The 26,653-nt window shown below is 71.1% G+C and carries 25 protein-coding genes and 1 pseudogene; 14 read left to right on the top strand and 12 right to left on the bottom strand.

The annotated features are described in order from the left end of the window. Nucleotides 1-39 precede the first annotated feature (39 nt). Nucleotides 40-1,332 (bottom strand): helix-turn-helix domain-containing protein, encoded by a 1,293-nt coding sequence (locus OIE74_RS07450; protein ID WP_329379719.1) that lies wholly within the window; start codon nucleotides 1,330-1,332, stop codon nucleotides 40-42. Between the two features lie 217 nt (nucleotides 1,333-1,549). Beyond that, nucleotides 1,550-3,193: an acyl-CoA dehydrogenase family protein gene (locus OIE74_RS07445; RefSeq protein ID WP_329379716.1), complete on the bottom strand. Its 1,644-nt coding sequence runs from the start codon at nucleotides 3,191-3,193 to the stop codon at nucleotides 1,550-1,552. A gap of 17 nt (nucleotides 3,194-3,210) precedes the next feature. Between OIE74_RS07445 and OIE74_RS07440 the strand changes: the two genes are divergently transcribed. Together OIE74_RS07440 and OIE74_RS07435 are read left to right on the top strand one after the other, a co-directional pair. After that, nucleotides 3,211-4,353, top strand: a complete 1,143-nt coding sequence (locus tag OIE74_RS07440; protein ID WP_329379713.1) for a YihY/virulence factor BrkB family protein — start codon at nucleotides 3,211-3,213, stop codon at nucleotides 4,351-4,353. An 83-nt stretch (nucleotides 4,354-4,436) separates the two neighbouring features. Beyond that, complete coding sequence (locus OIE74_RS07435) at nucleotides 4,437-5,189, top strand: helix-turn-helix domain-containing protein (protein ID WP_329379710.1); 753 nt, start codon at nucleotides 4,437-4,439, stop codon at nucleotides 5,187-5,189. Here OIE74_RS07435 and OIE74_RS07430 read toward each other — a convergent pair. Together OIE74_RS07430 and OIE74_RS07425 are read right to left on the bottom strand one after the other, a co-directional pair. Beyond that, nucleotides 5,129-5,572, bottom strand: a complete 444-nt coding sequence (locus tag OIE74_RS07430) for a VOC family protein (RefSeq protein ID WP_443076050.1) — start codon at nucleotides 5,570-5,572, stop codon at nucleotides 5,129-5,131. The two genes, OIE74_RS07435 and OIE74_RS07430, sit on opposite strands and share 61 nt — an antisense overlap. A 167-nt stretch (nucleotides 5,573-5,739) precedes the next feature. Beyond that, on the bottom strand, nucleotides 5,740-6,633 hold the full coding sequence (locus OIE74_RS07425) for a S1 family peptidase (RefSeq protein ID WP_329379704.1): 894 nt from the start codon (nucleotides 6,631-6,633) through the stop codon (nucleotides 5,740-5,742). Nucleotides 6,634-7,168: 535 nt separating this feature from the next. On the opposite strand from OIE74_RS07425, the pseudogene OIE74_RS07420 reads away from it, so the two are divergent. Then, nucleotides 7,169-7,399, top strand: a pseudogene (locus OIE74_RS07420) (DUF6328 family protein); the annotation flags it as partial. A gap of 35 nt (nucleotides 7,400-7,434) precedes the next feature. Here the strand turns inward: OIE74_RS07420 and OIE74_RS07415 are convergent. Both OIE74_RS07415 and OIE74_RS07410 read right to left on the bottom strand, forming a co-directional pair. Beyond that, nucleotides 7,435-7,899: a VOC family protein gene (locus tag OIE74_RS07415; RefSeq protein WP_443076048.1), complete on the bottom strand. Its 465-nt coding sequence runs from the start codon at nucleotides 7,897-7,899 to the stop codon at nucleotides 7,435-7,437. Nucleotides 7,900-7,986: 87 nt separating this feature from the next. Then, nucleotides 7,987-8,364, bottom strand: a complete 378-nt coding sequence (locus OIE74_RS07410) for a VOC family protein (RefSeq protein ID WP_329379702.1) — start codon at nucleotides 8,362-8,364, stop codon at nucleotides 7,987-7,989. 134 nt (nucleotides 8,365-8,498) lie between these two features. Between OIE74_RS07410 and OIE74_RS07405 the strand changes: the two genes are divergently transcribed. Then, nucleotides 8,499-9,086: a GNAT family N-acetyltransferase gene (locus tag OIE74_RS07405; protein WP_329379699.1), complete on the top strand. Its 588-nt coding sequence runs from the start codon at nucleotides 8,499-8,501 to the stop codon at nucleotides 9,084-9,086. 208 nt (nucleotides 9,087-9,294) lie between these two features. Here the strand turns inward: OIE74_RS07405 and OIE74_RS07395 are convergent, their stop codons facing one another. From OIE74_RS07395 to OIE74_RS07385, 3 genes are read right to left on the bottom strand one after another with little or no spacing between them, the layout of a single operon-like run. Further along, nucleotides 9,295-12,930: an NB-ARC domain-containing protein gene (locus tag OIE74_RS07395; protein WP_329392204.1), complete on the bottom strand. Its 3,636-nt coding sequence runs from the start codon at nucleotides 12,928-12,930 to the stop codon at nucleotides 9,295-9,297. Further along, nucleotides 12,924-13,268, bottom strand: coding sequence for a hypothetical protein (locus tag OIE74_RS07390; RefSeq protein WP_329392587.1), 345 nt, complete (start codon nucleotides 13,266-13,268; stop codon nucleotides 12,924-12,926). The genes OIE74_RS07395 and OIE74_RS07390 overlap by 7 nt, the downstream gene beginning before the upstream one ends. Before the next feature lie 18 nt (nucleotides 13,269-13,286). After that, nucleotides 13,287-13,430, bottom strand: coding sequence for a hypothetical protein (locus OIE74_RS07385; protein WP_329379697.1), 144 nt, complete (start codon nucleotides 13,428-13,430; stop codon nucleotides 13,287-13,289). Nucleotides 13,431-14,186: 756 nt separating this feature from the next. Here OIE74_RS07385 and OIE74_RS07380 point away from each other — a divergent pair. The 7 genes from OIE74_RS07380 to OIE74_RS07350 all read left to right on the top strand — a co-directional run bounded on the left by OIE74_RS07380 (nucleotide 14,187) and on the right by OIE74_RS07350 (nucleotide 20,418). Further along, nucleotides 14,187-15,686 (top strand): ATP-binding protein, encoded by a 1,500-nt coding sequence (locus OIE74_RS07380; RefSeq protein ID WP_329379694.1) that lies wholly within the window; start codon nucleotides 14,187-14,189, stop codon nucleotides 15,684-15,686. Continuing rightward, nucleotides 15,683-16,105, top strand: coding sequence for a roadblock/LC7 domain-containing protein (locus OIE74_RS07375; RefSeq protein WP_329379691.1), 423 nt, complete (start codon nucleotides 15,683-15,685; stop codon nucleotides 16,103-16,105). Before OIE74_RS07380 ends, OIE74_RS07375 begins: the two co-directional genes overlap by 4 nt. Continuing rightward, nucleotides 16,102-16,461: a DUF742 domain-containing protein gene (locus tag OIE74_RS07370; RefSeq protein ID WP_329379689.1), complete on the top strand. Its 360-nt coding sequence runs from the start codon at nucleotides 16,102-16,104 to the stop codon at nucleotides 16,459-16,461. The genes OIE74_RS07375 and OIE74_RS07370 overlap by 4 nt, the downstream gene beginning before the upstream one ends. Continuing rightward, nucleotides 16,436-17,137 carry a GTP-binding protein gene (locus OIE74_RS07365; protein WP_329379686.1) on the top strand — a complete coding sequence of 234 codons (702 nt, stop codon included), beginning with the start codon at nucleotides 16,436-16,438 and terminating at the stop codon, nucleotides 17,135-17,137. The genes OIE74_RS07370 and OIE74_RS07365 overlap by 26 nt, the downstream gene beginning before the upstream one ends. After that, nucleotides 17,134-18,396, top strand: coding sequence for a cytochrome P450 (locus OIE74_RS07360; protein WP_329379684.1), 1,263 nt, complete (start codon nucleotides 17,134-17,136; stop codon nucleotides 18,394-18,396). Before OIE74_RS07365 ends, OIE74_RS07360 begins: the two co-directional genes overlap by 4 nt. Further along, complete coding sequence (locus tag OIE74_RS07355) at nucleotides 18,393-19,634, top strand: cytochrome P450 family protein (RefSeq protein WP_329379681.1); 1,242 nt, start codon at nucleotides 18,393-18,395, stop codon at nucleotides 19,632-19,634. The genes OIE74_RS07360 and OIE74_RS07355 overlap by 4 nt, the downstream gene beginning before the upstream one ends. A gap of 73 nt (nucleotides 19,635-19,707) precedes the next feature. Next, the gene (locus OIE74_RS07350) at nucleotides 19,708-20,418 is read left to right on the top strand and encodes a TSUP family transporter (RefSeq protein WP_329392203.1); all 711 of its coding nucleotides are present in this window, start codon (nucleotides 19,708-19,710) and stop codon (nucleotides 20,416-20,418) included. A gap of 363 nt (nucleotides 20,419-20,781) precedes the next feature. Here OIE74_RS07350 and OIE74_RS07345 read toward each other — a convergent pair whose 3' ends face one another. Beyond that, the gene (locus tag OIE74_RS07345) at nucleotides 20,782-22,122 is read right to left on the bottom strand and encodes a 6-phospho-beta-glucosidase (RefSeq protein WP_329379679.1); all 1,341 of its coding nucleotides are present in this window, start codon (nucleotides 22,120-22,122) and stop codon (nucleotides 20,782-20,784) included. 143 nt (nucleotides 22,123-22,265) lie between these two features. Between OIE74_RS07345 and OIE74_RS07340 the strand changes: the two genes are divergently transcribed. Beyond that, on the top strand, nucleotides 22,266-22,754 hold the full coding sequence (locus tag OIE74_RS07340; protein ID WP_329379677.1) for a GNAT family N-acetyltransferase: 489 nt from the start codon (nucleotides 22,266-22,268) through the stop codon (nucleotides 22,752-22,754). A 54-nt stretch (nucleotides 22,755-22,808) separates the two neighbouring features. Here OIE74_RS07340 and OIE74_RS07335 read toward each other — a convergent pair whose 3' ends face one another. Together OIE74_RS07335 and OIE74_RS07330 are read right to left on the bottom strand one after the other, a co-directional pair. Then, nucleotides 22,809-23,585 carry a peptidoglycan recognition protein family protein gene (locus OIE74_RS07335; protein ID WP_329379675.1) on the bottom strand — a complete coding sequence of 259 codons (777 nt, stop codon included), beginning with the start codon at nucleotides 23,583-23,585 and terminating at the stop codon, nucleotides 22,809-22,811. Nucleotides 23,586-23,680: 95 nt separating this feature from the next. Beyond that, a complete protein-coding gene (locus tag OIE74_RS07330) occupies nucleotides 23,681-24,028 on the bottom strand; it encodes an ArsR/SmtB family transcription factor (protein WP_329379673.1) in 348 nt (115 codons plus the stop codon). Nucleotides 24,029-24,131: 103 nt separating this feature from the next. Between OIE74_RS07330 and OIE74_RS07325 the strand changes: the two genes are divergently transcribed. After that, nucleotides 24,132-25,268: a cation diffusion facilitator family transporter gene (locus tag OIE74_RS07325; RefSeq protein ID WP_329379671.1), complete on the top strand. Its 1,137-nt coding sequence runs from the start codon at nucleotides 24,132-24,134 to the stop codon at nucleotides 25,266-25,268. Between the two features lie 86 nt (nucleotides 25,269-25,354). Beyond that, nucleotides 25,355-26,617, top strand: a complete 1,263-nt coding sequence (locus OIE74_RS07320; RefSeq protein WP_329379668.1) for a hypothetical protein — start codon at nucleotides 25,355-25,357, stop codon at nucleotides 26,615-26,617. Nucleotides 26,618-26,653: the final 36 nt, after the last annotated feature.

Genomic DNA, 26,653 nt, shown 5'->3' with positions numbered 1-26,653 from the left:
GACACGGTCCCTCCGCACCCCCGCCCGCGCGCCCTTCCGCTACGCGGGGTCCAGCCCGAACAGACGGCCGCCCGCCACCGCCGGGGCCGTCGAGTGCGGCAGCAGATCCGCCGGGTGCTCCGGCCGTACGACCTCCACCTCGACCTCCTCGCTGAAGCGGTACGGCCGGTGGGCCAGCACCCCCGCCAGATGACGGCGCACCCGCGACATCTCGGCCCGCACCGTCACCGTGCGCGTCGGGTCCCCGAAGACGTCCGCCGCCAGCTCCGCCGCGCTCCGGCCGTCCCGGTGCACCGCCAGGACGTAGAGCAGCTCCGCGTGGCGCGGCGTCAGCTCCTGCGCCCAGCTGCCCGCGGCCCCCGTCACCGTCAGGGACCAGCGCCGGGGCCGGCTCAGATCCAGCACCACCTTGCTCGGTGTGTCCGGCGGCGGCTCCTCCTCCACGGTCAGCAGCCAGCCGCCCGGCAGCGGTTCGGCGGTGCACATTCCGAGCGACGGCAGCCAGAGCCGCCCCGGCCTGAGCGACTTGGGCAGCGGCAGCCGGTCCACCGGCGCCATCCCCGTGACGGCCGCCGTCCAGCCGTGTGTGTCGACGGCCACGGCCCGCCCGCCCACCCGGCACAGGATCGGCGCCGCCACCGAGCGCAGCCGCTCCACGGCCCGCTGGTGCCGCTCCCGCAGCTCACTCTCGGCGAGCCTGGCGACCGAGGTGACCAGCGCCAGCGTCGTCGGGTGGAAACCCACCGCGGGGCCGCTCACGTCGATGGCGCCCAGCAGCTGTCCGTCACGTGGGTCGTGCACGGGCGCCGCCGCGCAGGTCCAGTGCGCCAGGGTGTGCACGAAGTGCTCGGCCGAGTGGACCTGGACGGGCGCCCTGGCGGCCAGCGCCGTACCGATGGCGTTGGTCCCGGTGACCTGCTCGGCCCAGGCCGCGCCCTCCGCGAGGCTGATGCTGTCCGCCCGCCGGCTCACCCTCGGGTTCCCCTCGCGCCACAGCACCCGGCCCTGGTCGTCCGAGACGACCAGGATCTGGAGCGTCGCGTCGGCGACATCGGTCAGTCCGCCGGTGACGCCGCGGATCACCTCCGCGAGTGCCGACGTACGACGCCGGTGTTCGAGTTCCGCCGCCGCCAGCACCACCCGCCCCGCCTGCCGGTCCGGGTCCACACCCAGCCGCCGCATCCGCTGCCACGACGCCCCGATGACGGGCCGGGGCGCCACCGGCGGCCGGTCACCGGCCAGCGACGCCTCCCGGATCCGCTGGAGCAGCCGCGTCGCCTGCCCGCCGTCCATCGTCGCCAGCCGTGACAGGTCGAGCGGTGTGTCCTTCATCGGGCCCCCCGCCACGTACGGCGCGTCTGTCGATTACGCGATCGTTCTGATTTTCTGCAACCACTTGCAACTCTGGCAGACAACCGCGACATACGTGAAAGTGACATCAAGTCGTGGGTGGTGCCGTGTCGGCGCAGCACCACCCCCGGCCTCAACGCGTCTCCGCGTCCGGTCTGTTCCCGGCCGCCGGCGCCCGCCGAGGCCGGCCGACGGCGCGTCAGACCGCCCGCGCCCGCGTCACCACCGACTCCAGGTCCAGGCTGTGCGGCAGCGTACCGAAGGCCGTACCCCAGTCACCGCCGAGCCGTGACGCGCAGAACGCGTCCGCGACCGCCGGCGGTGCCCACCGCACCAGCAGCGAGCCCTGGAGCACCAGCGCCATCCGCTCCACCAGCCGCCGGGCGCGGGCCTCGACGCCGTCCAGATCGGCGAGTTCGGTCAGCAGGTCCTTGATCGCCCCGTCCAGCCGGTGGTCCGCGCCACGCGCCTCGCCGACCTCCTGGAGGAACGCGTTCAGCGCCTCGGGCTCGCGCTGGAGCGCCCGCAGCACGTCGAGTGCCTGGACGTTGCCCGAGCCCTCCCAGATCGAGTTCAGCGGCGACTCACGCAGCAGCCGGGGCATCCCCGACTCCTCCACGTAACCGTTGCCGCCCAGACACTCAAGGGCTTCGGCCGCAACCGGCGTACAGCGCTTGGTCACCCAGTACTTGGCCGTCGGCACCGCGAGCCGCAGAAACGCCCGCTCCGCCTCCGAACCCGTGCTCTGCTCGGCGTCCTGAGCCGCGGCCAGCCGCAGTGCCAGTGTCGTCGCCGCCTCCGACTCCAGCGCCAGATCGGCCAGTACGTTGCGCATCAGCGGCTTGTCGATCAGCAGACCGCCGAACGCGCTGCGGTGCGCGGCGTGATGGACCGCCTGCGCCACCGACTGGCGCATCAGCGCCGCCGAGCCCAGTACGCAGTCCACCCGCGTCGCCGCCACCATCTCGATGATGGTGCGCACCCCGCGCCCCTCCTCGCCGACCCGGCGGGCCCAGGTGCCGTCGAACTCGACCTCGCTCGACGCGTTCGACCGGTTGCCCAGCTTGTCCTTCAGCCGCTGGATCAGGAACACGTTGCGCGTCCCGTCCGGCAGCACCCGGGGCACGAGGAAACACGTCAGCCCGGCCGGCGCCTGGGCCAGCACCAGGAAGCCGTCGCACATCGGCGCGGAGCAGAACCACTTGTGCCCCGTCAGCAGATACTCGCCGGCCGCGTCCAGCGGCTTCGCGGCCGTCGTGTTGGCCCGTACGTCGCTGCCGCCCTGCTTCTCCGTCATGCCCATCCCGAACAGCGCGCCGGCCTTCTCCGCGGCGGGCCGCAGACCGGGCTCGTACCGGTGCGAGGTGAGCCTCGGCTCCCACTCGGCGGCCAGTTCCGGCTCGGTCCGCAGCGCGGGCACCGCCGCGTGCGTCATGGACACCGGGCAGCCGTTCCCGGCCTCCGCCTGCGTCCAGACGTAGAACCCGGCGGCCCGGCGCAGATGCCCGTCGGGGCGGCCCCAGGCGTCCGTCAGCCCCGCCGACACGGCGGAGTCAAGGAGTTGGTGCCAGTCCGGATGGAACTCGACCTCGTCGATCCTGTTCCCGTACCGGTCGTGCGTACGCAGCTTCGGCGGGTTCTCGTTGGCCCGCGTCCCCCACTCCTGCGCCCGCGCGGAACCGGCCAGCAGACCGAGCGCGGACAGCTCCGACCGCGCCAGGTCGAGGACTTCGGGCGTGGCGTGCCGCTCCAGGCCTTCCGCGAGGGCCCGGTCGCCGCTGAAGACGTCGTATCCCACCAGGGGCGGAACCTGGTTGGTCACTGTGTGGGTGGTGGCTGTCATGCCGCTACGGTAAGGAGGTGCAGGCAGCAAACGAAACACCCGAGCGGCCATCGGGCCGACTCCGCCGGCTCCGCCGGGTCCGAGCCCTCTACCGCAACGTCTCGAAGCGGAAGATGGCCTGGCTGCTGCTGAAAGACACGGTCAACTCGTGCATCGAGTACAGGATCCTCGGTCTCGCGGCGGAGGCGGCCTTCTTCACGCTGCTCTCCCTGCCGCCGCTGATGATGGGGCTGCTCGGCCTACTCGGGTACATAGACGACTGGACCAACACCACCACCGTCGCCTCGATCGAGGAGAACATCCTCACCGCCGTCGGCACGGTCCTCTCGGACCGGGGGGTCGACCAGATCGCCAAACCCCTGCTGTCGGACGTCACGCACGGCGGGCGCCCCGACCTCATCTCCATCGGTTTCGCGATCGCGCTGTGGTCGGGCTCCATGGCGGTGAACGTCTTCATCGACACGATCACCGTGATGTACGGACTCGACGGCCGGCGAGGCATCGTCGCCACCCGGCTGCTCGCCTTCCTGCTCTACATCGTGGCGCTGCTCATCGGCGCCGTCGTGCTGCCGCTGGCGGTGGTGGGGCCGGACAGGGTGGTAGACATCATCCCGTGGGGGACGGACGTCGCCATCGTCCTGTACTGGCCGGTGGTGATCCTGCTCTCCGTCGCGTTCCTGACGACGCTCTACCACGTGTCCGTGCCCGCGCGGTCGCCGTGGATAGAGGATGTCCCGGGCGCGCTCGTGGCCCTCGGCATGTGGGTCTTCGGCAGCTTCCTGCTGCGGATCTATCTCACCAGTACGGTCGAGGGCCCCACGATCTACGGATCGCTCGCCGCCCCGATCGCGGTCCTTCTGTGGATCGGCATCTCGGCGTTCGCGGTCCTCGTCGGCGCGGCCGTCAACGCCGCCATCGACCGGGTCTGGCCGTCCGTCGCCACGGCGGCGGCCCGCGCCGCCAACGACCGCCTCCGGGCCGCACAGGCGGCGGAGCTGGTGGCGCGTGTGGAGGCGCTGTCGGGGGAGACGGACGAGAGCGAGTACGGCCCCGACCCGGACATGCCGTCGGAATTCCCGGAGCGATGGTCCCGCTTCCTGCCACCGGACGACCTGAAGTCCCGCTTCCACGCCGGCCGCGACCGGGAGCAGAAGCCTTAGTCCCTGTCTTTCGGATCAGGCCGGACCAGGCCGGAGCAGGCCGGACCAGGCCGGAGCACGGGGACACGCCCTAGCCTGGAAGTGTGTACAGGGAACGGGCGTCGCGCGCCGACGGTGTCGTCGTGTGGACGCGGACAGCGCGGGTACCGGGCGGTGGCCCCGTCTACCCGGTCCTGCCCGACGGCTGTATGGATCTGCTCTGGATCGGCGGCCGGCTGGGGGTCGCCGGACCCGACACCCACGCCTACCAGCCGGATCTGCCCGCCGACGCGACCGGCGGCGGAGTGTGCGTAGGGGTCCGCTTCGCGCCCGGCATCGCGCCCGCGCTCCTGGGCGTACCGGCGTACGAGCTGCGTGACCGGCGCGTGGATCTCGCCGACCTGTGGCCCGGCGCCGAGGCACGCGAGATCGCCGAGCGCATCGGCACCGCCGCCGACCCCGCCGCCGCGCTCGAATCCGTGGCGCTTCGCCGGATGGCGCTCGCCGGGCCGCCCGATCCGCTGCTGAGGGCCGTCGTCGCCGGGCTCGACGCGGGGCACACGGTCGCCTCCGTCGCCGACATGGCCGGTCTCGGCACCCGCCGGCTGCACCGCCGCTCCCTGGACGCCTTCGGTTACGGCCCCAAGATCCTGGCCCGCGTCCTGCGGCTCCAGCGCGCGCTCGCGCTCGTACGGGCCTCGGTGCCGTACGCGGAGGCCGCCGTCGCCGCGGGCTGCGCCGACCAGGCGCATCTCGCCAGGGAGACGCGCGATCTGGCCGGTCTCACGCTCGGTGCCTACGAGGCGTTGGCGAAGAGCGAGACGCCGCAGCCGTCCGGGTCGAGCACCACCGCGTAACGCTGGCCCCAGGTCGCGTCCCACGGCTTGAGGTGGCCCCGGTACCCGGCGCCGACCAGCGCGTCGTAGACGGAGTCGACCTCGGCGGGACTGTCGCAGAGGAAGCAGAGGCCCACCCGGTCGCCGCTCGACGGCGGGGTCCAGCCGGGGTCGAAGGAGCGTATGACCTCCTCGGTGTCCCACGCGATACGTGTTCCGCCGGGCAGGGCGGCCTCCACATGGGGAGCGGAGTCCGCGTCGGCGGGGATGTCCAGACCGAGCCTGCGGTAGAAGTCGAGAGAGGCCGCCATGTCGGAGACGACGATGCCGATCAGATCAAATCGTGGAGTCATGGGTCGAACGTAGGCCGGGAGCGGCCGGCCGGTCTTGAACGAATCGGACACGCTCCGGGCGCGCCCCGGACACGCCCCGGGCGCGGACGTACGACGGCGGGCCGCGCCTGGTGCGCGGCCCGCCGGGGACAGGGTCGTCCCTGCGTCCTTCAGGGACTCAGAGGATCGTCACCCTCGAAGTACCGGGACGCCTCGGGGAGTTCAGAGGCCCGGAGGCCTCAGATGATCGACACACCGTAGACGCTGAGCGCCTCGGTGACGGGCTGGAAGAACGTGGTGCCGCCGGAGGAGCAGTTGCCGCTGCCGCCGGAGGTCAGGCCGTGCGCCGTGGTGCCGGAGAAGAGCGCGCCGCCGCTGTCGCCGGGCTCGGCGCAGACGTTGGTCTGGATGAGGCCGGAGACGATGCCGTCGGCGCCGTAGTTCACGGTCGCGTTGAGGCCAGTGACCGTGCCGCTGTGCACACCGGTCGTGCTGCCGCTCCGGGTGACGGACTGACCGACGGAGGGGTCGGCCGCGCCGTTGATCTCCTGGTAGCTGCCGTTGTACAGGTAGACCCTGCCGTCGGCCGCACTCGGGTTCGAGTGCTGGATGATCCCGTAGTCGTTGCCCGGGAAGCTGGAACCGGCGGTCGTGCCGATGGACCAGCTGCTGCCGATGTTGGTGCAGTGACCGGCGGTCAGCGCGTAGTTCGTGCTGCCGTTGGTCACGTTGAAGCCGAGCGAGCAGCGGGCGCCACCGGTGGTGATGGCCTCGCCGCCGGCGATCAGCTTGCTGAAGGTGCCGGGCGTGCGCTTGATCGTCACACCGGCGTCGGTGTCCGCGAGGGCCGACTTGACCTCGGCCAGCTCGGCGGCCGAGACGGAGGTGTCGGCGGTCACGACGATCTTGCCGCTGGCCTGGTCGGTGTACCAGGCGGTACCGGCCACGTCCGCGCCGAGGACGGCCGAACTGGCGTCGGCGAGCACGGCGGCCGTCACCTTGGCCTCGGGGGCCGGCGCGGCGACCGCGGACGGAGCCGCGAGCGCGACGGCGGTCACCAGACCGGACGTCACGGCGAGAAGGCGAGCGCGTCTGGACACGCCGTTGAGGGGGGAGAAGCGCTTGAAGGTCACGAAATCCTCCATCGGTGGGGGGAAAGCACGGCCCCGTGGGGTGTGGGCCGTTGTTCGTGCGCCGGTCCGTGGCCGGCCGTTGCCGACCGCGGACCTGTTCGATCCGCACGGATGGAATCGTTGACGGGGCAAGCTTCGTACACAAGGCCGACTTCCGGACCCCGGCCGTCCGCACCACGCGACCTCGCCCCCGCCCCCTCCGCCGGGCCTTCGAAACGGCTTCCCGCCCACCCGTGAAGTGCTTTGCTGCAAAGCGGCGGGGCACGGCGACGCGGTGTGTGGCGCAGGCCGAAAGTGCCTGCGAGACAACGGGTTTGAGCCTGTGCACCGGGACGGCTGCGACGGGTCACGTCACGAACACACACGGTTTGCGCGGCGGTTCAGCATGTCGTACGAGCGCGTGAACTGCCCTGCCCACGGCGTGGGCAGGGCCGCCGGGCCGGGTGCCGCCGCTGTTGCCGGTGCGGCGATATGGGGCGTACGAGCGGTATCCGCGCAGCCGCTCGATGGCCGAATACGTTCGTATGGAGGGGAGTTGGCGTCATCATGTCCGTCCGCATTCGGCCAGCCCTCAGCTCTTGCGGAGCGGGCCTCCATGTGCTGGGCGGAGCTGCACCAGGAGCTACGTGTGGCGCGGACCGGCGTGCGGATCCTGTTCGGGTTCCTGCTCACCGTCGTCTTCCAGCCGCGCTTGACCGAACTGTCGGACACCGACACCGACATCTACGTGGCGACGGTGGTGCTCGGCGCTCACTGTCCTGGGGCCGGGCCACGGACCCGGCCCCGAAGGTGCCCGGCAGATCACTCCTCGGTGAAGAGTCCGCTCGCCCGGCGGGTGATCTCCTCCGGTGTCAGGTCCTCCAGGTGCGTGAGGAAGACCCAGACATGTCCGAAGGGGTCCCGCAGCATCGCGGTGCGGTCGCCGTGGAACTGGTCGGCCGGTGGCTGGAGCAGTTCCGCCCCGGCCGCGACGGCCCGTCGCGTCAGCGCGTCGACATCGGCGACGAAGACATGCAGCCCCACGGTGGCGCCGCCGAGCGCGGTCGGCGCGCCGAAGAGCGGCCCCTCCGCGTCGCCCAGCATGAAGACCGATCCCTCGATGCCGACCTCGGCATGCACGACGCGTCCCTCAGGACCGTCGATACGGAACAGCTCCTCGGCGCCGAAAGCCCTGCTGTAGAAGTCGATCGCCGCGTGGGCGCCGTCGACCATCACATGGGCGATCACGGAGTGGCGGTAGTGCTCGGGAACGGTGTTCGTGGTCATGGGGATTGCCTCCTCGTCCGGCTGTCTGCCGATGACCACGAACGTAGAAGTTGAACCAGGCTTGAGGTCAAGGCCGTCCCCGCCGGATCACTCCGGGCGGTCCTGGAGGACGGAGAGCGTGTTGCCCGCCGGGTCGGTGAACCACGCGATGTACGGGCCGCCGCCCCGGAAGATGCCCCGGTCGTCGGCCTCCATACCGGGGTAGCGCTCGAAGCTCACGCCCCGCCGGACCAGCTCGTCCACGGCCTGCTCGATGTCCTCGACCGGGAAGTTGAGGATCGTGTACGTGGCGGGGACATGGTCCGGCTTCGGGTAGACGAGCACCTCTGCCCCGCCCCCGAGGCGCAGCTGCAGCATGCCGTTCGCCTCCGTGACGTTCAGGCCCAGGGTCTCCTCGTAGAAGACGCGGGCCCGCGGGATGTCGTCCACGGCGAAACCGCTGAACGCCTTGCTTCTGCCGAGCATGGCTGCTTCCTCTCGTGCGGCCGGGTCCTGGCACTCTTCCCGACCGTACAAGCGGGGCCGGGGTCTGTCGTGTGGATCTTGCCGGGCGGAGGCCCGCCGTCCGGGCCGTCTCGCCCGTGCGTAATACTCCGGCCATGATCTCGCGCATTACCGCGACCGGTCCGGCGGCGGCCCGGTCCCAGGGCCGGGGGGCGGACCGTTCAGCCCCCGCCGCCACCGTCCGCCGGGCCACCGCGCGCGACGCCAAGCGGCTGACCCGGCTCATCCGGGCGTCCCGCGCCTACGAGGGGCCGTACGCGCCCATGATCGCCGGCTACCGCGTCGGACCCGACTACATCGAGGCGCATCGGGTCTTCCTCGCCGCCGGTCCCGACGACCGCCTGCTCGGCTTCTACGCGCTGCTGCTCGTCCCGCCCGAGCTGGACCTGATGTTCGTCGCCGACGCCGCCCAGGGCCTCGGTGTCGGGCGGCAGCTGGTCGAGCACATGAAGGAGGAGGCGCGCGCCGCCGGTGTCACCGCCGTACGCGTGGTGTCGCACCCGCCCGCCGAGGGCTTCTACCGGCGCGTGGGCGCCGAACGCGTCGGTACGGTCGCGGCGAACCCGCCCGCGGTGATGTGGGACCGCCCGGAACTGGTCATCGGGGTCGGCCACGCCGGGACCACCGGATGCGGTCGGACGGGATGCGGTCCGCACCGTGTGTCACCGAGAAGCCAATCCTGAATCACCGCCGCACTGCTCGTACTGCTCCCACTCCGTCGAACTCGTGGGCAGAGCGAGTGAACTGACGGCCGATCAGCGGGCCGACGTGGTCCGCCAGGCTGCCGGCCTCGGAGTCGTACAGAGCCGTCTCTCCGGCGGCGAACCGCTGCTCCGCCGCGACCTGACCGAGATCGTCGCCGCCGCAGACGGTGCCGGGATTCTGTGTCTCTCACCGTCGGATGTCGTATCCGTGCAGCCCGTACGCGGTGCCAACGAACAGCGTGCGCCCGTCCATGCCGAACTCACACGTGAACACGTGGTCCTCTGTGCGCATCGCGGAGAGCAGTGCACCGGACTCGGTGGCCAGGACCTGGATGTTGTTGTTGGCTGACACGGCGATCAGGTCGCCGTCGGCGCTGAGGGCCAGCTTCAATTCGCGGCTGGCGGTCGCCTCTACAGTCCCGCGCAGTGAGCCGTCGGCGCGGTTCCACACCTGGACGCGACCGGACGAACCCAGGGTCGCGAGGAAGTTCCCGGTGGCACTGAACGCCACGCGCTGCACATCGCCGTCACAGCCGTCCAGTGGGCGCAGCGGCTCCCCGGTCACGGCCTCGTACAGCGTCACACCACCATGCGACGCGACGGCTAGCACTTTCGCGTCGGGTGACAGCGCCAGGGCCCTCGCCCCAGGACGGCCCGCTGTCACCGTGTTCAGCAGGCGTCCGGTGGCCACCTCCCAGGTGCGGACCTCGCACGGGTCCTGGTCCGGTATCCAGTGCGCGGTGCGGAGCTGGGCATTGTCGGAGGTGAAGGCCATGGCGGATACGCTGAGCGGCTCTATGAAGAGGCGCAGGATCGGGCCTCCGACAGTGTTCCCGCACCAGATTCCGTGCTCGAATCGGTGCGTTGCGAGACGTGTGCCGTCCTGGCTGAGCACGATCTGCGGTATTCCATCACTTGGGTAGCCGGACAGTATGCGGAGTTGGTTACCGGTGCTGGTATCGCGTATCACAACCCCGGTGTCGCGACTCTCGGAGGTGGCCAGCCATGTGCCGTCGGGGCCGACGGCGATGGTCCACACGCCTGCCTGTCGGTTGAGGGGCGCTGAGATTCTGTCACGGCCAGTTCCCGGGACGTCCCAGATCCGCACGCCGTCGCGGCCGGCTGATGCGAGCCATGTGCCGTCCGGTGCGGCTGCGATGGCTCGCATGCTGTTGTTGCCGGACAACTCCCCGCGCAGGCCCCCCGTTTCGGTGTCCCAGACGCTCACCCGCGTGCCCTCGAGAACGGCAAGCCATGCACTGTCCGAGCTGATCACGATGCGCTGAACGTGCACCGGGCCGTTCAGGGTGTGGACGAGCTCGCCGGTGGCGACGTTCCAGATCCCGACGCCGAGGAGACTGCCTGCGGCGAGCCACGCGCCGCTCGGGCCGATTGCCACCGCAGAGACTCGGGACCCGAACCTGTCGTCGAAGCGGAGGATGCGGCGCCGCTTTCCTGTGGCAGTGTCCCAGATCTGCACTTCCCCGCCAGTCCCGAAGCCGACGGCGACGGCGACGGCGAGCGTGTTCCCGTCCGGGCTGAACGCCAGGTCTTCCACTCTGTACTCGCGAGAACCGCGGAGGCTGGAGAGCATGGTGCCACGGGGAGGAGGGAACAGGGATTCCGAATCGGTGGTCCGCTCCGCCACCAGGTCAAGGGTCTGAAGCCGCCTGCCCGTGTCCACATCCAGGATCAAGAACCTGCCCCTGCGGCCCTGGACTACCATCCTGTGTCCGTCCGGGCTGAGGATCACGCCCCTGCCGAACGCTCGGCCGAAGAATTCCGGCGTCCGCACGGTCCGTAGGATTTCTCCGGTGGCGGTGTCCCAGATACGGACGTATCTGTAGCCCGAGGAGGCGAGTCGGGTGCCGTCGGAGCTGAGGCTCATGGGGAGGCCGCCGGACGAGTCGGGCAGTGTGCGGTACACGTCTCCACTCGCGGTGCCCCAGACATGGATGCCGTACCGGTCGGATGTGGCCAGCCACGTTCCCTCGGGCCCAATGACGACATCCTCCATCGCGGCGCCCCGATCCAAGACGAGCAATCGACGGAGTCCCTGGTGCGGCAGGTCGGGTGGGGTCCAACGGTTGGTGATCGCCACGTCGTCGCTCAGCAGATGGACCTGACCATTCCAGTGCGGCAGGGGCTGGAGACGGCTCAGCAGCACGTCGTCGAGGGCGCGCGGGGGGTCGGTGGGGGAGAGCAGGTGGGCGGTGCGGGCGATGTCCCTTGCGAGTGCCCGACACGCGGAGGTGCCGACGGCTTCAAGATCGCGCCAGGAAGCGGTGGGACCACGCTGGTGCAGCCGGGTACGCACCCACCTGAGGTCCGACGCCAGTGCCGCCGCCTCTACGCCCTGGCCTGCGTCGACGAGATGCTCGACGAGGTGATCGAGAAGATAGGAACCGCTCACTGTCCACCAGGCGGGCACCGACGTGCCGTCCCGCGCGGCCGGAGCATCAGGTACCGCCTCGGTGGTGGCGACGGCGTCGAGCAGCCGGGCGTTGACGGCGACGAGGTCATCCCCGAGCTCAGCACGCAGATAGTCCCGTACGACGTCGTGCAGGCTCAGTGTTCCCCCGGGAGTACCGCTGTCGAGTGTGAGCAGCGACAGGTCGCTCATGTGCTTGCACAGTCGCCGTGCCCCCGCCTCGTCCAAATCGGCGGTGGCACCCCAAAGCGTGCACACCAACGGCAGTGGAACCACTTCGTCCGCGGCGAAGACACCCAGTTCGGCGAAGCGTCGACCACCGCCCGGCGGCAGCAGCTCGGTGGCCGCCTCGATGCTGGCCCGCACCGCGGCACTGCGCTGGGCGGGATCGTCCAGATCCGGTTCGAGATACGGATTGTCGGCGCTCGCGGGTCCCAACCGCTCAAGCCGCTCCAAAAGTTGCTCGGCAGAACCGGCGAGGTCAGCGCCTGTGGCGGTCTGCATGGCGAGGTGCTGGTTCGCCATACGCAGGAGCAGCGCCCACCGGCCGGTGGCATCCACAAGGCGAGCGGCGAGCGGATCCGGCAGCCCGGAAAGCCCGAATCTTACGACGGACAGCGCCTGGTGACGGGACATCCGGTCCACAGTCACCGGCACCGCCCCGGGTGGCAGCACGGACGGATTCCGCGTGGTGACCAGCCGCACGCACGAGTTCCCGCCACCGATCAGGAAAGGCGCGAGTTGCTTGGCATCCCACACGTCGTCGAGCACAAGGAGCATGCGTGGCCGCTGATCGAGCAGCGCACCGAGGTGCGCGCCGGCGACGGCGGGATCCTGGCCGACCTCCCGGGTGTCACCCGTCAGGTACCGGGTGACCTCGGAGACCTTGGCGGCGATGGCCGCCGGTGTCCGCACATCACGGCCAATGGTCACGAGGTAGACGCGCTCACCGAAATGACGCCGAATCCTGGGATCCGCACAGACGAGATGCGCAAGCACGGTCTTGCCGAAGCCACCGGCACCGTGCAATCCAGTGGTGATACCGACGGTTCGGCGACCGCCCGTATGTGAACGCGACCGACGGCGCCAAAACGACCAGCGCCGGGGGGATATCAGGGCCGCGACGACGTGCTCGACCTCGGCGCGTCCGACAACCCACTCGGGCACAGAGGGCAAACCGACGCCAGGCAGCTGCCCCACGGCCGCAGCGGGAGCACGACCCTCAAGGGCAAGAAGGAGTGCAAGAATCCCCGCACTACCGCCCAGCACACTAGCCACCTGGTCACCCAGCTGCCACCCGCCCCGCACCACGGCAACCGCGAGCCATACAAGCGCCGCTGCACAAACCCCCAGAGCCCCCCACAGCCCCCAAACCCGCCCCCGACTCAACATGGACAGGATCTTCCCGCTCGGGAGCTCGCGACGCCAAGGAGGGGGAGGAGGTTGGTCACCGTCATGACAGAGGCGATTCCAGCGTCCGGACTCGCGGCCGTGCCGTCGTGTACCTCGTCGGCAATGACGCGGGGGTTGGGGCCCAGCGGTGCACGGATGCTGCGGGGCGTCTCCAGAGCGCGCCCGGAATCGAACCGGCGCGGGATCCACTCCCATTCCTGAAGGTCGCGGAAGAACGCGCGGCTGGCGGTGAGGGCGCTGTCCTTGGTGGATTGGGACATCGGGTTTCCGAACACACCACGGTTCGCGGTGCGTTCGACGTAGTCACCGATCCGCATCCGGTCCACCGTGGCCACTCAGGCCGCGCAGGTCGCCCTCGTCCACTGGGCGGGCTCGGTGATCTGTGGATGCTCGACAGCCAGCCACCGGCCCATGCGGGCGAGATCCAGGCGGTAGGCCAGGCGGACGTTGCGGCTGAGTGTGGAGAGGTGTCGAACCACCGGGAGACGATCTCGGCCCACGGCGCCGGCACATCCATCCACCGCTGGGCCCGCAGTTCACTCAACAAGGTCTCGTTGCGGGCGACGGGCGGCTCGCACTGTCCCAGCGCCGCCGGCGTCCGCTGGAGAGAGTGCATGTCACTGGAGGCCCTCTCGGTGGAACGCACTGCCTGGCGCAGGCGTTCCAGCACTGCCGCGTCCATATCTGCCGGCAGGGGGCTGCGGTTGAGGAGCATCGCGTGCGCGATCAAAGTGCGTACCGCGTGGCTGCCCGCCGTTTCAAGGCGGTATCCCCAGCCGCGCAGCAAGCCGTAAACAGTGTCGACCTCCCGGTCCACGATCCCGGGGCCGAAGACCGTGCGGGCCATGCGCAGCCGTTCGAAGCAGAGGAACAGGGCCTCGTCCACGGGGCCGCCCAGGAGGTAGGCGTAGGCCAGGGGAACTTCCCTTCCGCGCGGGGCAGTCGGCCAGTTCGTATCGCTCACGACGCGCGCGCCGGTACGTCGTCCGCCGACGGCGTCGGCTCCTGCCCCCACATCCGCCCCCCCGGAAGTAGGCCGTTACTCCACGCGGTGCACGAACGGCCTTTCCATACCGGACACTTCGGGTGGTCGCGGCCCTCACGGAGGCGATTCCCAATGGATCTTCACAGGAATGCGGTGCGATCACGCCCGATGACGGTGTGTACTGTGCGGGTCCGCCTCACGGGTCCTTCCGGACCCTCCCAACGTCCCCGATCCTCCTGAGGTCCGTCCGATGATCGAGATAACGGTTCCGGCCGCGGTTGGCCTGGCCGCCGGAACTCTGCTGGCTCTCGTCCTGGGAGGGGTACTCCTCCGCTCCCGCCGTGACCGGTCCCGACTTCGCGACGAGATCACCGATCTGCGGGACCGGCTGGAGAACGAGCGGGCCAAGGCCGGGCGCGTGTCCGACGACCTCACCGCCGAGATCGCGCATCTCACCGAGAAGCGCATCCCCGCGGTGGCGACCCGGGCGGCGCACCCGCACGCCCAGGTGCCAGGACCGCTCAGCTCCGAGTTCGCCCGCACCCGGCCCGGCGCCGGGCTGGAAGGGCTGCTCGACGGCCTGCTGGGCGTCATGACCCAGGAGCGCAAGCGGCTCGACGCCGCGGCGCGCGCGGGCATGCGCGGCACCACCCGGGAGATCCAGGCCGGTCTCTACCGGCTCCAGGACGTGCTCCGAGGACTGCAACAGCAGTACGACGAGCCCGAGTTGGCCCAGACCCTGTTCGAACTCGACCACGAGAACGAGCAGTCACTGCGGCGCGCGCAGGTCGCCGCCGTGGTGTGCGGCGCCTGGGTGGGCCTGGCCCGCGAGGAGTCGCACCTGGTGGACGCCGTGTCCGGCGGCCAGTCGCGGCTCGTCGGATACCACCGCGTCCGCGTCAACAACCATCTGGAGCCGGGCACCGGGCTCGTCTCGCACGCCGTCGAGCCGGTCGCGATCATCGTCGCCGAACTCCTCGACAACGCGCTGCGGCACTCCTCCCGGGACACCGACGTCACGGTGAACCTGGAACGCGCCCACCACGGGGTCGCCGTCACCATCGACGACGCCGGGGTCGGCATGTCCGCCGACGAACGCGCCTACGCGCAGCGGATGGTGGCTGGCAGCGAACCGATCCTGCTCTCCGACCTCGGCGACCCGCCCCGGATGGGGCTCGCCGCGATCGGCCAGCTCACCCGGCAGTTCGACCTGTCCGTCGACCTGTCGACCCCGTCGCCGTACGGCGGTGTACGCGCGGTGCTGCTCGTCAACAACCATCTGCTCAGCCATGTCGACCCGGTGCTCAGGCCGCCGGCCGCCGCCGCGCCGCGCTCCACCCGCCCGGCGGAGACACCGGAACCGCGGGCGAATCCGGAGACGAACGGGAAGCTGCCCGTCAGGACCGGCGTCTCCTCGCGGACCCTGCGGACCCGCAAGGCGGCCAACTCCGCGCCTCCCGCCGCCCCCGAGACCCCCACGCGGACCAACTCCCCCCGCACCGACGACACTCACACCGAAACCGCCCCCGCCCCCACCCCCGGCGCCGCCGACGACGTCCTGCCGCAGCGCAGACGCCGCAGCGCCCGCCCCGGCGGCGAGACGGCTGTACCGGCCGCCCGGCCCGTCCCCGGGCAGGCCCCGCCGCCCGCCCGTACCCCCGAAGACTCCGCAGCGGCGCTCGGCGCGCTCCAGACCGGCACCGCAGCGGCACGATCCACCGCCGACCCCGAAGGGAACGACCCGCGATGAAAAGCCGCGACGCCGGCGAAACGGCGTGGGTGCTCGATCCGATCCTGGAAATCCCGCATGTGCGGGCAGCCGTCCTCCTGACCAGGGACGGTCTCGTCTCCGGTTACACGGAGGCGCTCAGCCAGGCCACCGCCGAACGCACGGCGGCGATCACCAGCACTGTGCAGGGCGCGTGCCGTACGGCCGCCGCCGCCTTCGCCGACCAGGACGACGCCGACATCCGACAGATCGTCATCGAGTCCGACCACGGCTACATCCTGGTCGCCCCCACCTCGCACGGCACGTGCGTCGCCGCGTACGGGGGTCCCGAGGTACGGCTCGACCTGCTCGCCCACCGCGTGCACTCGCAGGTCGCCAGACTCGGTGAGAAGACGATGACGGCCGCCCCGCGCGCGGGTGAGGGCGGCTCTCCGGCATGACCGGCCGCAGGAGCGGCCGTCCACTCGTTCCCGCCTATCTGTCCACCGGCGGGGTGGCTCGGCCGCGCCGCACCGAGCTGGAGCGGCTTTCGCTGCTGACCGGCGGGACCGGGCCCGCCCCCGCCGGACTGCCCGCCGCGCGGCACGCGCTGTTCGACGTGCTCGACGGCGGAACGCTCACCCTGGTGGAAGCCGCGGCCCTGCTGCAACTGCCGGTCTCCGCCGTACGCGTACTCGCCGCCGAGCTGGCGGACCAGGGGCTGGTGAGCGTACGCCCGCCGGTACCCCCGGCCGCCCTGCCCGCGCCCGACCTGTTGAAGAGAGTGGCCGATGGCCTCCGCGCCCTCAAGCAGTAGCACCACAGGCACCGGCACCGGCGGGTTGCACCTGCCGGACACCACACGCGAGTTGGTGAAGATCCTGGTGTCGGGCCCCTTCGGGGTCGGCAAGACCACGCTGATCGACTCGGTGTCCGAGATCCGTCCGCTGCACACCGAGGAACACCTCACCGAGGCGTCGGTGTCCGTGGACAACCTCGCTGGCGTCCGCGACAAGACCACCACGACCGTCGCGATCGACTTCGGGCGGATCAGCCTGGACGGCGGGATCGTGCTCTATCTGTTCGGCACCCCGGGCCAGGAGCGATTCCGCTCGCTGTGGGCAGACATCGCCCACGGCGCGCTCGGCGCGCTCGTCCTCGTCGACACGCGCCGTATCGACGACTCCTTCGACGTGCTCGGGCTGGTCGAGGAGTCGGGGCTGCCGTACGCCGTCGCGCTCAACACCTTTCCCGACTCGCGCGCGTACACGGTGGAGCAGTTGCGCGCTTCGCTCGACCTTGAGCCGAGCACCCCGATGGTCGTGTGCGACGCGCGTGACACCAACTCCTCCATCGACGCCCTGCTCGCGCTGGTCCAGCATCTGATAGCAGGCCAGGCCGCCGGCGGGCCCGCCGGCGCCGAGGCCGAAGCTCTCGCCGGCGCCGTCCGGAGCGGCGCCGCGCCCGCCGAAGGAAACACGGTGACCTGGTGACTTCGTACCCCGCCCCCGCGAAGGCCTTCTCCCTCTCCGCGCCGGTCCGGCTCTGGGACGAGGGGTTCGCCGCCGATCCGCACAGCCGCTACGAGGCGCTCAAGGCCCAGGGCCCCGTCGGCTGGGGCGAACTCGCCCCCGGCGAGACAGCGTACATCGTCACCGACCGCAAGGCCGCGCTCGACATCCTGCACGACCCGGACACCTGGTCGCACGACTCCAGGCAGTGGGAGGCCGGCGCCGCACCGGACTCACCGATCCTCAGCATGCTGAAGTGGCGCCCCAACCCGCTCTTCAACGACGGTGCGGCGCACACCCGTTACCGCACAGCACTCATCGACGCCTTCGACCTGGTCGAGCCGCACGACCTGCGCGAGAGGGTGCACCGCGCCGTGGACCTGCTGGTCGGCCGGTTCGGCCCGGCGGGCAGCGCGGACCTCGTGGACGACTTCGCCCGCCCGCTGATGACGCTGATCTTCAACAACCTCTTCGGGCTGCCCGACAGCGAGAGCGCCCGGCTCCACAACTCCATCGGCCGGCTCATGGAGGGCGGCGAGGAGGCCGCGGCCGGCGAGGTGGAGTACGGCCAGTACGTCACCGAGCTCGTCACCGCCAAGAACCTCAAACGCGGTGACGACCTGACCAGTTGGCTCATCGACCACCCGGCGGACCTCACCTACGAGGAGGTCGTCTGGCAGGTCTTCATCATGATGGCCGCGGGCCACGAGCCCACGGCGAACCTCCTCGCCAACGCGCTCTCCCGGATTCTCGGTAACTCCGCGTACTACTCCACCCTCACCAGCGGCTCCCGCCCCGTGATGGACGCGGTCGTCGAAGTGCTCCGCCACGAGACCCCGTTGGCGAACTACGGCATCCTCTACGCGCGCGAGTCGCTCAGCTTCCGCGGCGTCTGGGTGCGCAAGTCGGTGCCTGTCATCGTCAGTTACGGAGCGCTCGGGTACTTCTCCGAACAGGACGACGCCCAGGTGCCGCACCATCCGCACGACGCCTCGCATCTGTCCTGGGGCGCGGGCGCGCACAAGTGCCCGGTCAAGCAGCAGGCGCTGCTCATCGCCACCGAGGCCATCGAGCGCATCACCCAGTGGCTGCCTGACCTGGAGCCCGTCATGCCGCGCGACCAACTCGCCTGGCGGCCGGGCCCGTTCATCCGCTCCCTCAAGGCGCTGCCCGTCCGCTTCACCCCTCGTAGGCCGGACACCGCCGTCGCCACCCCCGACACGTCAGGAGACCGAGCATGACGACAGAGACAACTCGCGTGCCCCTCGACCCCTTCGGCGCGGACATCCCCGCCGAGAGCGTCCGGCTGCGCGCACTGGGCTCCGTGGTTCCCGTCGACCTGCCCGGCTCCATCCCCGCCTGGGCGCCCACCGGCTTCGCGTCGCTGCGCGCCCTCATCCTGGACCCGCGCGTCAGCAAGGACCCCCGGCTGCACTGGTCGCTGTGGGAGGAGGTCAACAGGAAGCCCGAGTGGAGCTGGGTGCTCGGCTGGGTCGGCGTGGTCAACATGCTCAGCACGTACGGCCCCGAACACACCCGGCTGCGCAAGCTCGTCTCGCCGAGCTTCACCCACAAGCGCACCGAGGCGATGCGGGGACTGGTCGAGACGATAACCGCCGACCTCCTCGCCGGACTCGACGCGTCGGCGGCGGCACCGGGCGGGCCGGTCGACGTGAAGGCCGGCTACGCCCAGCCGCTGCCCATGCGGCTGATCTGCGAACTGTTAGGGATACCCGACGACTTGCGCGACGCCGCCGTCACGATGATGAACGACGTCTTCGACACCTCCGACCCGTCCCCCGAACACGCCGCCTCCGTGCAGCAGCAGATCGGCACCGTGCTCCCCGCGCTGATCGCGTACAAGAGGGAGAACCCGGGCAACGACCTGGCCACGGAGCTGATCCGGGTACGCGACGAGGAGGGCGACCGGCTCGCCGACCATGAACTCCTCTACACCCTCCTGCTGGTCATCGGCGCCGGGTTCGAGACGACGGTCAACCTCATAGGCAACGCCGTCGTGACCCTCCTGAACCACCCCGACCAGCTCGCCGCCGTCCGCGCCGGCGAGGTCGGCTGGGAGACGGTCATCGAGGAGGTCCTGCGCGTCCACCCCTCGATCGCCAGCCTCCCGCTGCGCTACGCCGTCTCCGACATCACGATCGACGGCGTCACCATCCCGGCGGGCGACGCCATAGTCACCACGTTCGCCGCCGCGGGCAACGACCCCGAGCAGTACGGCCCCGACGCGGCCGAGTTCGACATCCACCGGGGCGCGGACGAGCACCTGTCGTTCGGGATCGGCGTTCATCGCTGCATCGGCGCGCCGCTCGCCCGCATGGAGGCCCTGACGGCCCTGCCCGCGCTCTTCGACCGTTACCCGGACATGCGACTGGCCGTCGAGGCCGACGAGTTGAAGCAGGTGCCGTCGTTCATAGCGTTCGGCTGGCAGGAGATTCCGATACTGCTGCACGGCAAGTGACGGAGCGCCGGCTTATGACGGCGGGTCAGGGAGCCGGCCGGGGAACGGTGTGATCGACGGGCTGAGCCAGGGGCTGGGCGGCGGGACGATCGCGCTCCTCGCCGCCGTGGTCGCGCTGGCCGCGTTCGTCCAGGGAACGAGCGGCCTCGGCTTCGCCCTCATCGTCGCACCCGTCGTCGGCATGGTGGATCCCGGGCTGCTGCCCGTGTTCCTGCTGGCCTCGATGATCCCGCTGAATCTGTACGTGGCCTGGCGGGAGCGCGCCAGTCTCGACGTACGCGGCGCCCGCTGGATCTCGGCGGCGCGCCTCGCGGCCACCCCCGGCGGACTGGCGCTGCTGTGGGCGGTCCCCGAACGCCACCTCGGCGTGGCCGTCGGCGCCGCGACGTTGCTGGCCGCGCTGGTCAGCCTGCTGGCACCCGCGTTCACCCCCGGCCGGACGGCGTACGCCGGCGCCGGCGCCGTCACGGCCCTCACCGAGACGGCGACCGGCGTCGGCGGCCCGCCGCTGGCGCTGGTCTACCAGCACCGGCCGCCGGCCGAGCTGCGCTCGACGGTCGCCGTCTGCTTCCTCGTCGGCGAAGTCGCCTCCCTGGGGCTGCTGTTCGCCACCGGCCAGGGCAGCCCCGGCCAGGCGTCGCCCGCGCTGCTGCTCCTGCCGGCCCTCGCGCTCGGCGTCCGGCTCAGCCGTCTCGTACACCACCGGGTGGACGCGGCGAAGCTGCGGATCACGGTCCTGGCCTTCGCGGCGGTGTCGGGTGCGGTGCTGATCGCCGGGTTCTAGGGTCTGTCTTTTGGATCAGGCCGGATCAGTGAGCGGGGTCTGGTGCGTGCGGTCGCAAGGCGGAGGAGGGAGACGACGCGGAGCGTCGGCGACTGACGACAACGCGGCGGGCGTGCGTGCCAGGGACCGCGAGCCCGGCAAGATCCAAACGACAGGCCCTAGGCCGTGTCTGACAAATCCCGCCTGGCGCGCGACGCCCTGCACGCACGCTCGCCGCGTTGTCGGAGTCATCCAAGTACGTCCGGTCCATCTACCGGGCTGATCCTCCGCCTTGCGATCGCACGCACCGGACCCCGCGTGCCCCGCCCTGCGGGCGGGCGGCGCTATTTGTCAGACACGGCCCAGAGGCCCCCGGCGCCTCGATCAACGGAGATACGCCAGGCCCGGGTGCACGTCCACGTAGCCGTCCACCAGCCGCCGCGCCACCGTCACCGAGTCGACGAGCGGATGCAGCGCGAACGCCTTCACCGCCGCCGTACGCGAACCGCTCTCCGCCGCCGCCAGCACCTCACGCTCGACCGCCTTCACGGCACAGACCAGACCGGTGGCGTGATACGGCAGCGGCGCCACGGACACCGGATGGGCGCCGTTCGCGTCCACGAGGCACGGGACCTCGATGACGGCCTCGGGGTCCAGCACCGAAAGCGTCGTGCCGTTGCGGACGTTGAGGATCAGCGTCGAGCGGCTGTCGTGGGCGATGGCCCGCATCAGAGCGAGGGCGACCTTCTCGTACCCGCCCGACTCCAGGTCCTCCGGGGCGCGTTCGCCGGCGCCCGCCGCCTCGCGGTTGTGCGCCATGTAGGTGGCCTCGCGTTCGGCGCGGGTACGGTCCCAGGCCTCCAGCGCGGGCGTTCCGGACCGGTCCATCTCCTCGTAGAAACGGGCCTGTTGGTCCCGCAGGAAGGCGCCACGTGTGCGCTCGGCCTCGCGGTAGGCGCGTACGGTCTCGCGGTTGAAGTAGTAGTAGTGCAGATACTCGTTGGGGATCGAGCCGAGGGACCGGAGCCAGTCCGTGCCGAACAGCTTGCCCTCCTCGATCGAGCCGAGCAGTCCGGGATCGGCGAGCAGGCGCGGGAGTTGGTCGTGGCCGTCGATGCGCAGGCCGCGCAGCCAGCCGAGATGGTTGAGGCCGACGTAGTCGATGAAAGCCGTACCGGGGTCGCCGCCCAGTACGCGCGCGACGCGGCGGCCGAGCCCCACGGGGGAGTCGCAGATCCCGATCACCCGGTCGCCGAGATGGCGCGCCATCGCCTCGGTGACCAGCCCCGCCGGGTTGGTGAAGTTGATGACCCAGGCGTCCGGCGCGAGCCTGGCGACCCGGCGCGCGATCTCGACGGCGACGGGCACCGTCCGCAGGCCGTAGGCGATACCTCCGGCCCCGACGGTCTCCTGACCGAGCACCCCCTCGGCGAGCGCCACGCGTTCGTCGGCCGCGCGGCCTTCGAGACCGCCGACCCGGATCGCCGAGAAGACGAAGTCGGTGCCCCGGATCGCCTCGTCCAGATCGGTGGTGACGGTGACTCGCGGCGCGTCGGGCACGCCGGCCGCCTGGTCGGCGAGCACGCGGGCGATCGCGGTCAGCCGGGCGGTGTCCACGTCGTGCAGGACGACATCGGTGACCCGGCCCTCGGCATGGTCGCCGAGGAGCGCGCCGTACACCAGGGGGAGCCGGAAGCCCCCGCCGCCGAGGACCGTGAGCCTCATCCGCCAACCACCTTCAACGCGCGCCGCGGATGTCGCGCGGCGACCGACAGGACGGTCCCGTTATACGTCACCGGTGCCGGGACCGGTTTGCCGCGCGGGTAAAGCGCTGGCGGCCTCGGCCGGCGCACCGGCATGCTGGCCCGATGCTGATCAGGGAAGCCACCCGCGAGGACTGGACCGCCATCTGGCCGTTCTTCCACCGGATCGTGGCCGCGGGCGACACCTTCACGTATCCGACCGACCTCGGTGAGCAGGACGCGAGCGAGTGGTGGCTGCTGGCTCCGCCGAACCGTACCGTCGTCGCCGTGGACGACGCGGGCACGGTCCTCGGCACCGCCAAGATGAACACCAACCACATGGGCAACGGCTCGCACATCGCGAGCGCCAGCTACATGGTCGACGCGGAACACACGGGCCGGGGCGTGGGCCGCGCGCTGTGCGAGTACAGCCTGGAGTGGGCGCGTACGGAGGGTTTCCGCGCGATGCAGTTCAACGCCGTCGTGGAGACCAACACGCACGCGGTGAAGCTGTACGAATCACTCGGCTTCACGGTGCTCGGCACGCTCCCGGAGGGCTTCCGCCATCCGGTACGGGGCTATGTCGGCCTCCACATCATGCACCGCGCGCTCTGACCCGGCCCGATCCGAAAGACCCGCCCTGGCCAGACGGGACTTCTAAAACACGCCCTAGCTGTCCGGGCGGCCCTGGAGGCGGGCGGCGCGTTCGCGTATCCGGGGGAGTGCCCCGTACAGCGCGCCGCCAGGACAGCGCGTCGAGTAGCCGTCACGGTGGCCCGAGACTGTACGGAAGATCTGCCGGGTGCCCTTCTTGTACCGGCTCCCGTCGTTGGTCGACACCAGCGTCGTCGTGCCGCGCGGATCCACCCCGTACAGCCCGAGCTTCCACGCGATCAGCCGGGCGAGTGAGTCGACCATCGCCTCGGGCACCGTCGCGCCGTCGCTGAAGTCGCCCAGCGCCGCGATGCCGACGGTGCCGACGTTGAACCCCAGGGTGTGCGCGCCGACGACGGGGTTCTCGATGCCGCCCGCGCGGCCCTCGTAGATGACGCCGCCCCGGTCGACCAGGAAGTTGTAGCCGATGTCGTCCCACTGGCGGTTGTCGACGTGGTCGACGGCGAAGGTACGGATGAGACCGGGGACCTCGGGACGCGTGTAGTCGTTGGGGCCGATGGTGTGGTGGATGAACACGGCCCTGACCTCGTCGGCGGTGCGCTCCGGCTTCCGCCGGGGCGGGGGCTTCTCCTGCCAGAACGTCCGGGGCTCGACGGCGGGCGCGGCGCTGGACCAGCGGAGCGGCCGTTCCGGGCGTGCCTGCGGACGCGAGGGCGGGGCCGACCCGTCCTCACCGGCTCTTCCGGCGGCGTCGGCGGCCAGGGTGAGGCCCGCGCCTGCCGCGGCGGCCCAGCCCATGCCACGAAGCAGCACCCGCCGGTCGATGCTCATGGGGACGAGCGTATGGCGACACGCCGGGATCCGCCTCCCCTCCCAGGTGCCTCTTCCGTGTCTTTTCGGGGGCCGTACGGGGTCTCTCCGACAGCTCAGTCGTGCGAGGGGCGGCCGTCGAGCTTGTGGTCGGCCAGGCTCAGCGCCTCGTCGATCACCCGCCGCAGATGGCCGTCGCGGAGGCTGTAGACGACCCGGCGGCCCTCCTTACGGGTGACCACCAGACCGGCGAGCCGGAGCTTGGCGAGGTGCTGGCTGACGGCGGGGCGGGCCGCGCCGCACCTCTCGGTCAGGGTCGTGACGTCCGCCTCGCCGCCCGCCAGTGCGTGCAGCAGGACCAGCCGTGTGCGGTCGGCGAGGACGGCGAAGACCTCGGCGGCGAGCGTGAACTGCTCCTCGCCCGGGATGGGCGGGTGCGCATCATGCGCAGGTGATAGTTGCATGAGTGCGTTCATATGCACATAATGGCGAACGGGGTACGGCGCTGTCCACCCCGCCGCTCCTCCCCGGCCGGTCCCATCGCCCGCGCGTCGGAAGGTCACCGCCATGAACGACCCGCACGGACACGCCCACCCGCACGGACACGCCCACCCGCACGGAGACGCCCACCCGCACGGAGACGAGCGCGCTCACGGAGACGGGCACGCTCATGGGCCGCCCCTCGCTCGTCTGCGCCACAAGGCCGGACATCTCCTCACCCCCCACTCCCACGAATCGGCCGACAAGATCGACACCGCCCTCGAATCGTCGGCGAAGGGCATGCGCGCGCTGTGGGTCTCGCTGGCGGTACTCGGCGTGACGGCGCTCGCGCAGGTGGTGGTCGTCATCCTGTCCGGCTCGGTGGCGCTGCTCGGTGACACCGTCCACAACGCCGCCGACGCCCTCACCGCTCTGCCGCTCGGCGTCGCGTTCGTACTCGGCCGGCGCGCGGCCACCCGCGGATTCACCTACGGGTACGGGCGCGCCGAGGACGTCGCCGGCATCGTCATCGTGCTGACCATCGCCGCCTCGGCCGTCTTCGCCGGGTGGACCGCCGTCGACCGGCTGCTCGACCCGCAGCGCGTCAGCCATCTGCCGGCCGTCGCCATCGCCGCCGTGGCCGGCTTCGCCGGCAACGAGTGGGTCGCCCGCTACCGCATCCGCGTCGGCCGCGAGATCGGCTCGGCCGCCCTGGTCGCCGACGGGCTGCACGCCCGTACCGACGGCTTCACCTCACTCGCCGTCCTGCTGGGCGCGGGTGGCGCCGCGATCGGCTGGCGGCTCGCCGACCCGATCGTCGGCCTGCTCATCACCGCCGCCATCGTGCTTGTCCTGCGCGACGCCGCCCGCGAGGTGTTCCGCCGCGTCATGGACGCCGTCGACCCCGCGCTCGTGGACGCCGCCGAGTCGGCCCTGCTGGACGTCCCCGGTGTACGGGCGGTGGGCGAGCTCCGGCTGCGCTGGATCGGGCACCGGCTGCGCGCCGAGGTCGCGGTCGTGGTGGACGGCGAGCTGACCGTACGTCAGGCGCATGACGTGTCGGTCGCGGCTGAGCACGCGCTGCTGCACGCCGTACCGAAACTGACCGCCGCCCTGGTCCATTCCGACCCCGCCGCCACCGCCGGTGAAGCCGACCCGCACGCGGCGCTGATCCACCACGCGCCCAGTCGCGGTCACGGTCACGCCCCTGCCCCTCTCGTCTGAGGTTCCCGCGCTCTCCGGGTCTTGTCGGTTACATGACATCCTCACTAGCGTGTGCCGGGTTCCATCCCCCACACGAGGAGACCGGCATGAAGGACCGAGCGAGACCCATGTACCGGCGTCGGATCACCGCGGCCCTTTCCCTGCTCGCCTGCGTAGGCGTCGCTGTCGCCACACCACCGGCCGGAGCGGCCGACGGCAAGAAGTCCACGCGCGTAGCGTCCTCGCCGGCCTCCTGGTCGGCGGACCTGTCGCGCATCACCTCCGACGACGTCAACGTCCGCTACACCAAGGGTGCGTTGAGCGTCCGAAGCACCGCTTTCCGCCCCGCGTCGGCGGAGGCCGGTCAAGGCTACGGCACCCAGGTGCTCGCCCCGGAAGAACTCGGCGATCCCGTCAACCGGGTCAGCGCCGAACTGGTCACCGACACGCCAGCGGACTCCGGCGCCGAGGTGGTCGTCGACGTGCGCGGCCGCTCCGCGCGGGGCGCCTGGACCGAGTGGACACCGGCCGACCGGGGCCCCGCGGTGCTGCCCCGCGCCGTCACCACCGTCCAGGCCCGGATCACCCTCTGGGACAAGGAGGGCGAGGCGCGCGTCAAGAGCCTGCGGCTGTCCGCCGAGAAGGGTGCCGCGCCCCGGGGCGCCGCCGGCGCGACCGCGCTCAGCGCCCGGGTCTTCGCCACCCGCGAGGGTCTCGTCGGCCGTACGACCGCCAACGGCCATGTCATCCAGCCGAACGACCACTTCGTCGCGCTGCCCTCGCGACGCGGCCTGTCGCCGAACGGCAGCGGCCAGTACTCCGTGCAGGTCTGCGGCCCCGCCCGCTGCGAGACCGCGCCGGTGTGGGACGTGGGCCCCTGGAACACCAAGGACGACTACTGGAACCCGTCCCCGACCCGGGAGATGTTCAAGGACCTGCCCCAGGGCCTGCCCGAGGCCCAGGCCGCCTACGAGAGCGGCTACAACGGCGGCCGGGACGGTTCAGGACGCGTCGTTCTCAACCCGGCCGGCATCGACCTCGCCGATGGCACCTTCTACAACGTCGGCCTGAACGACAACGGCTGGGTGACGGTCACCTATCTCTGGACCGGCGACCAGACGGGCAAGTCGTTCCCCACCTGGGGCACGGACGTCCGCATTCGCCAGCAGGCGACCACCGCGTCGCCCGAGGTGGCGCGGCTGCCCGGTCCGACGACGGTCAACGTCAAGTGCCAGGTCCACGGGCAGCGGATCACTGTGGACGGCATCACCAATGACGGCTGGGCCTATCTGCCTGCCTTCGGCGGGTACATCTCCAACATCTTCATCGACGTGGTGGAGTCCTGGCTCCCCGGCGTACCGAACTGCTGAACCGGCGGGGGTACTTGGGGCCGCACGACGCCGGTC

It is taken from the genome of Streptomyces sp. NBC_01716, from assembly GCF_036248275.1.
GTDB lineage: Bacteria > Actinomycetota > Actinomycetes > Streptomycetales > Streptomycetaceae > Streptomyces.
Note: the sequence above shows the minus strand (reverse complement) of the source record. Positions and strands in the feature narration are given on the sequence as shown.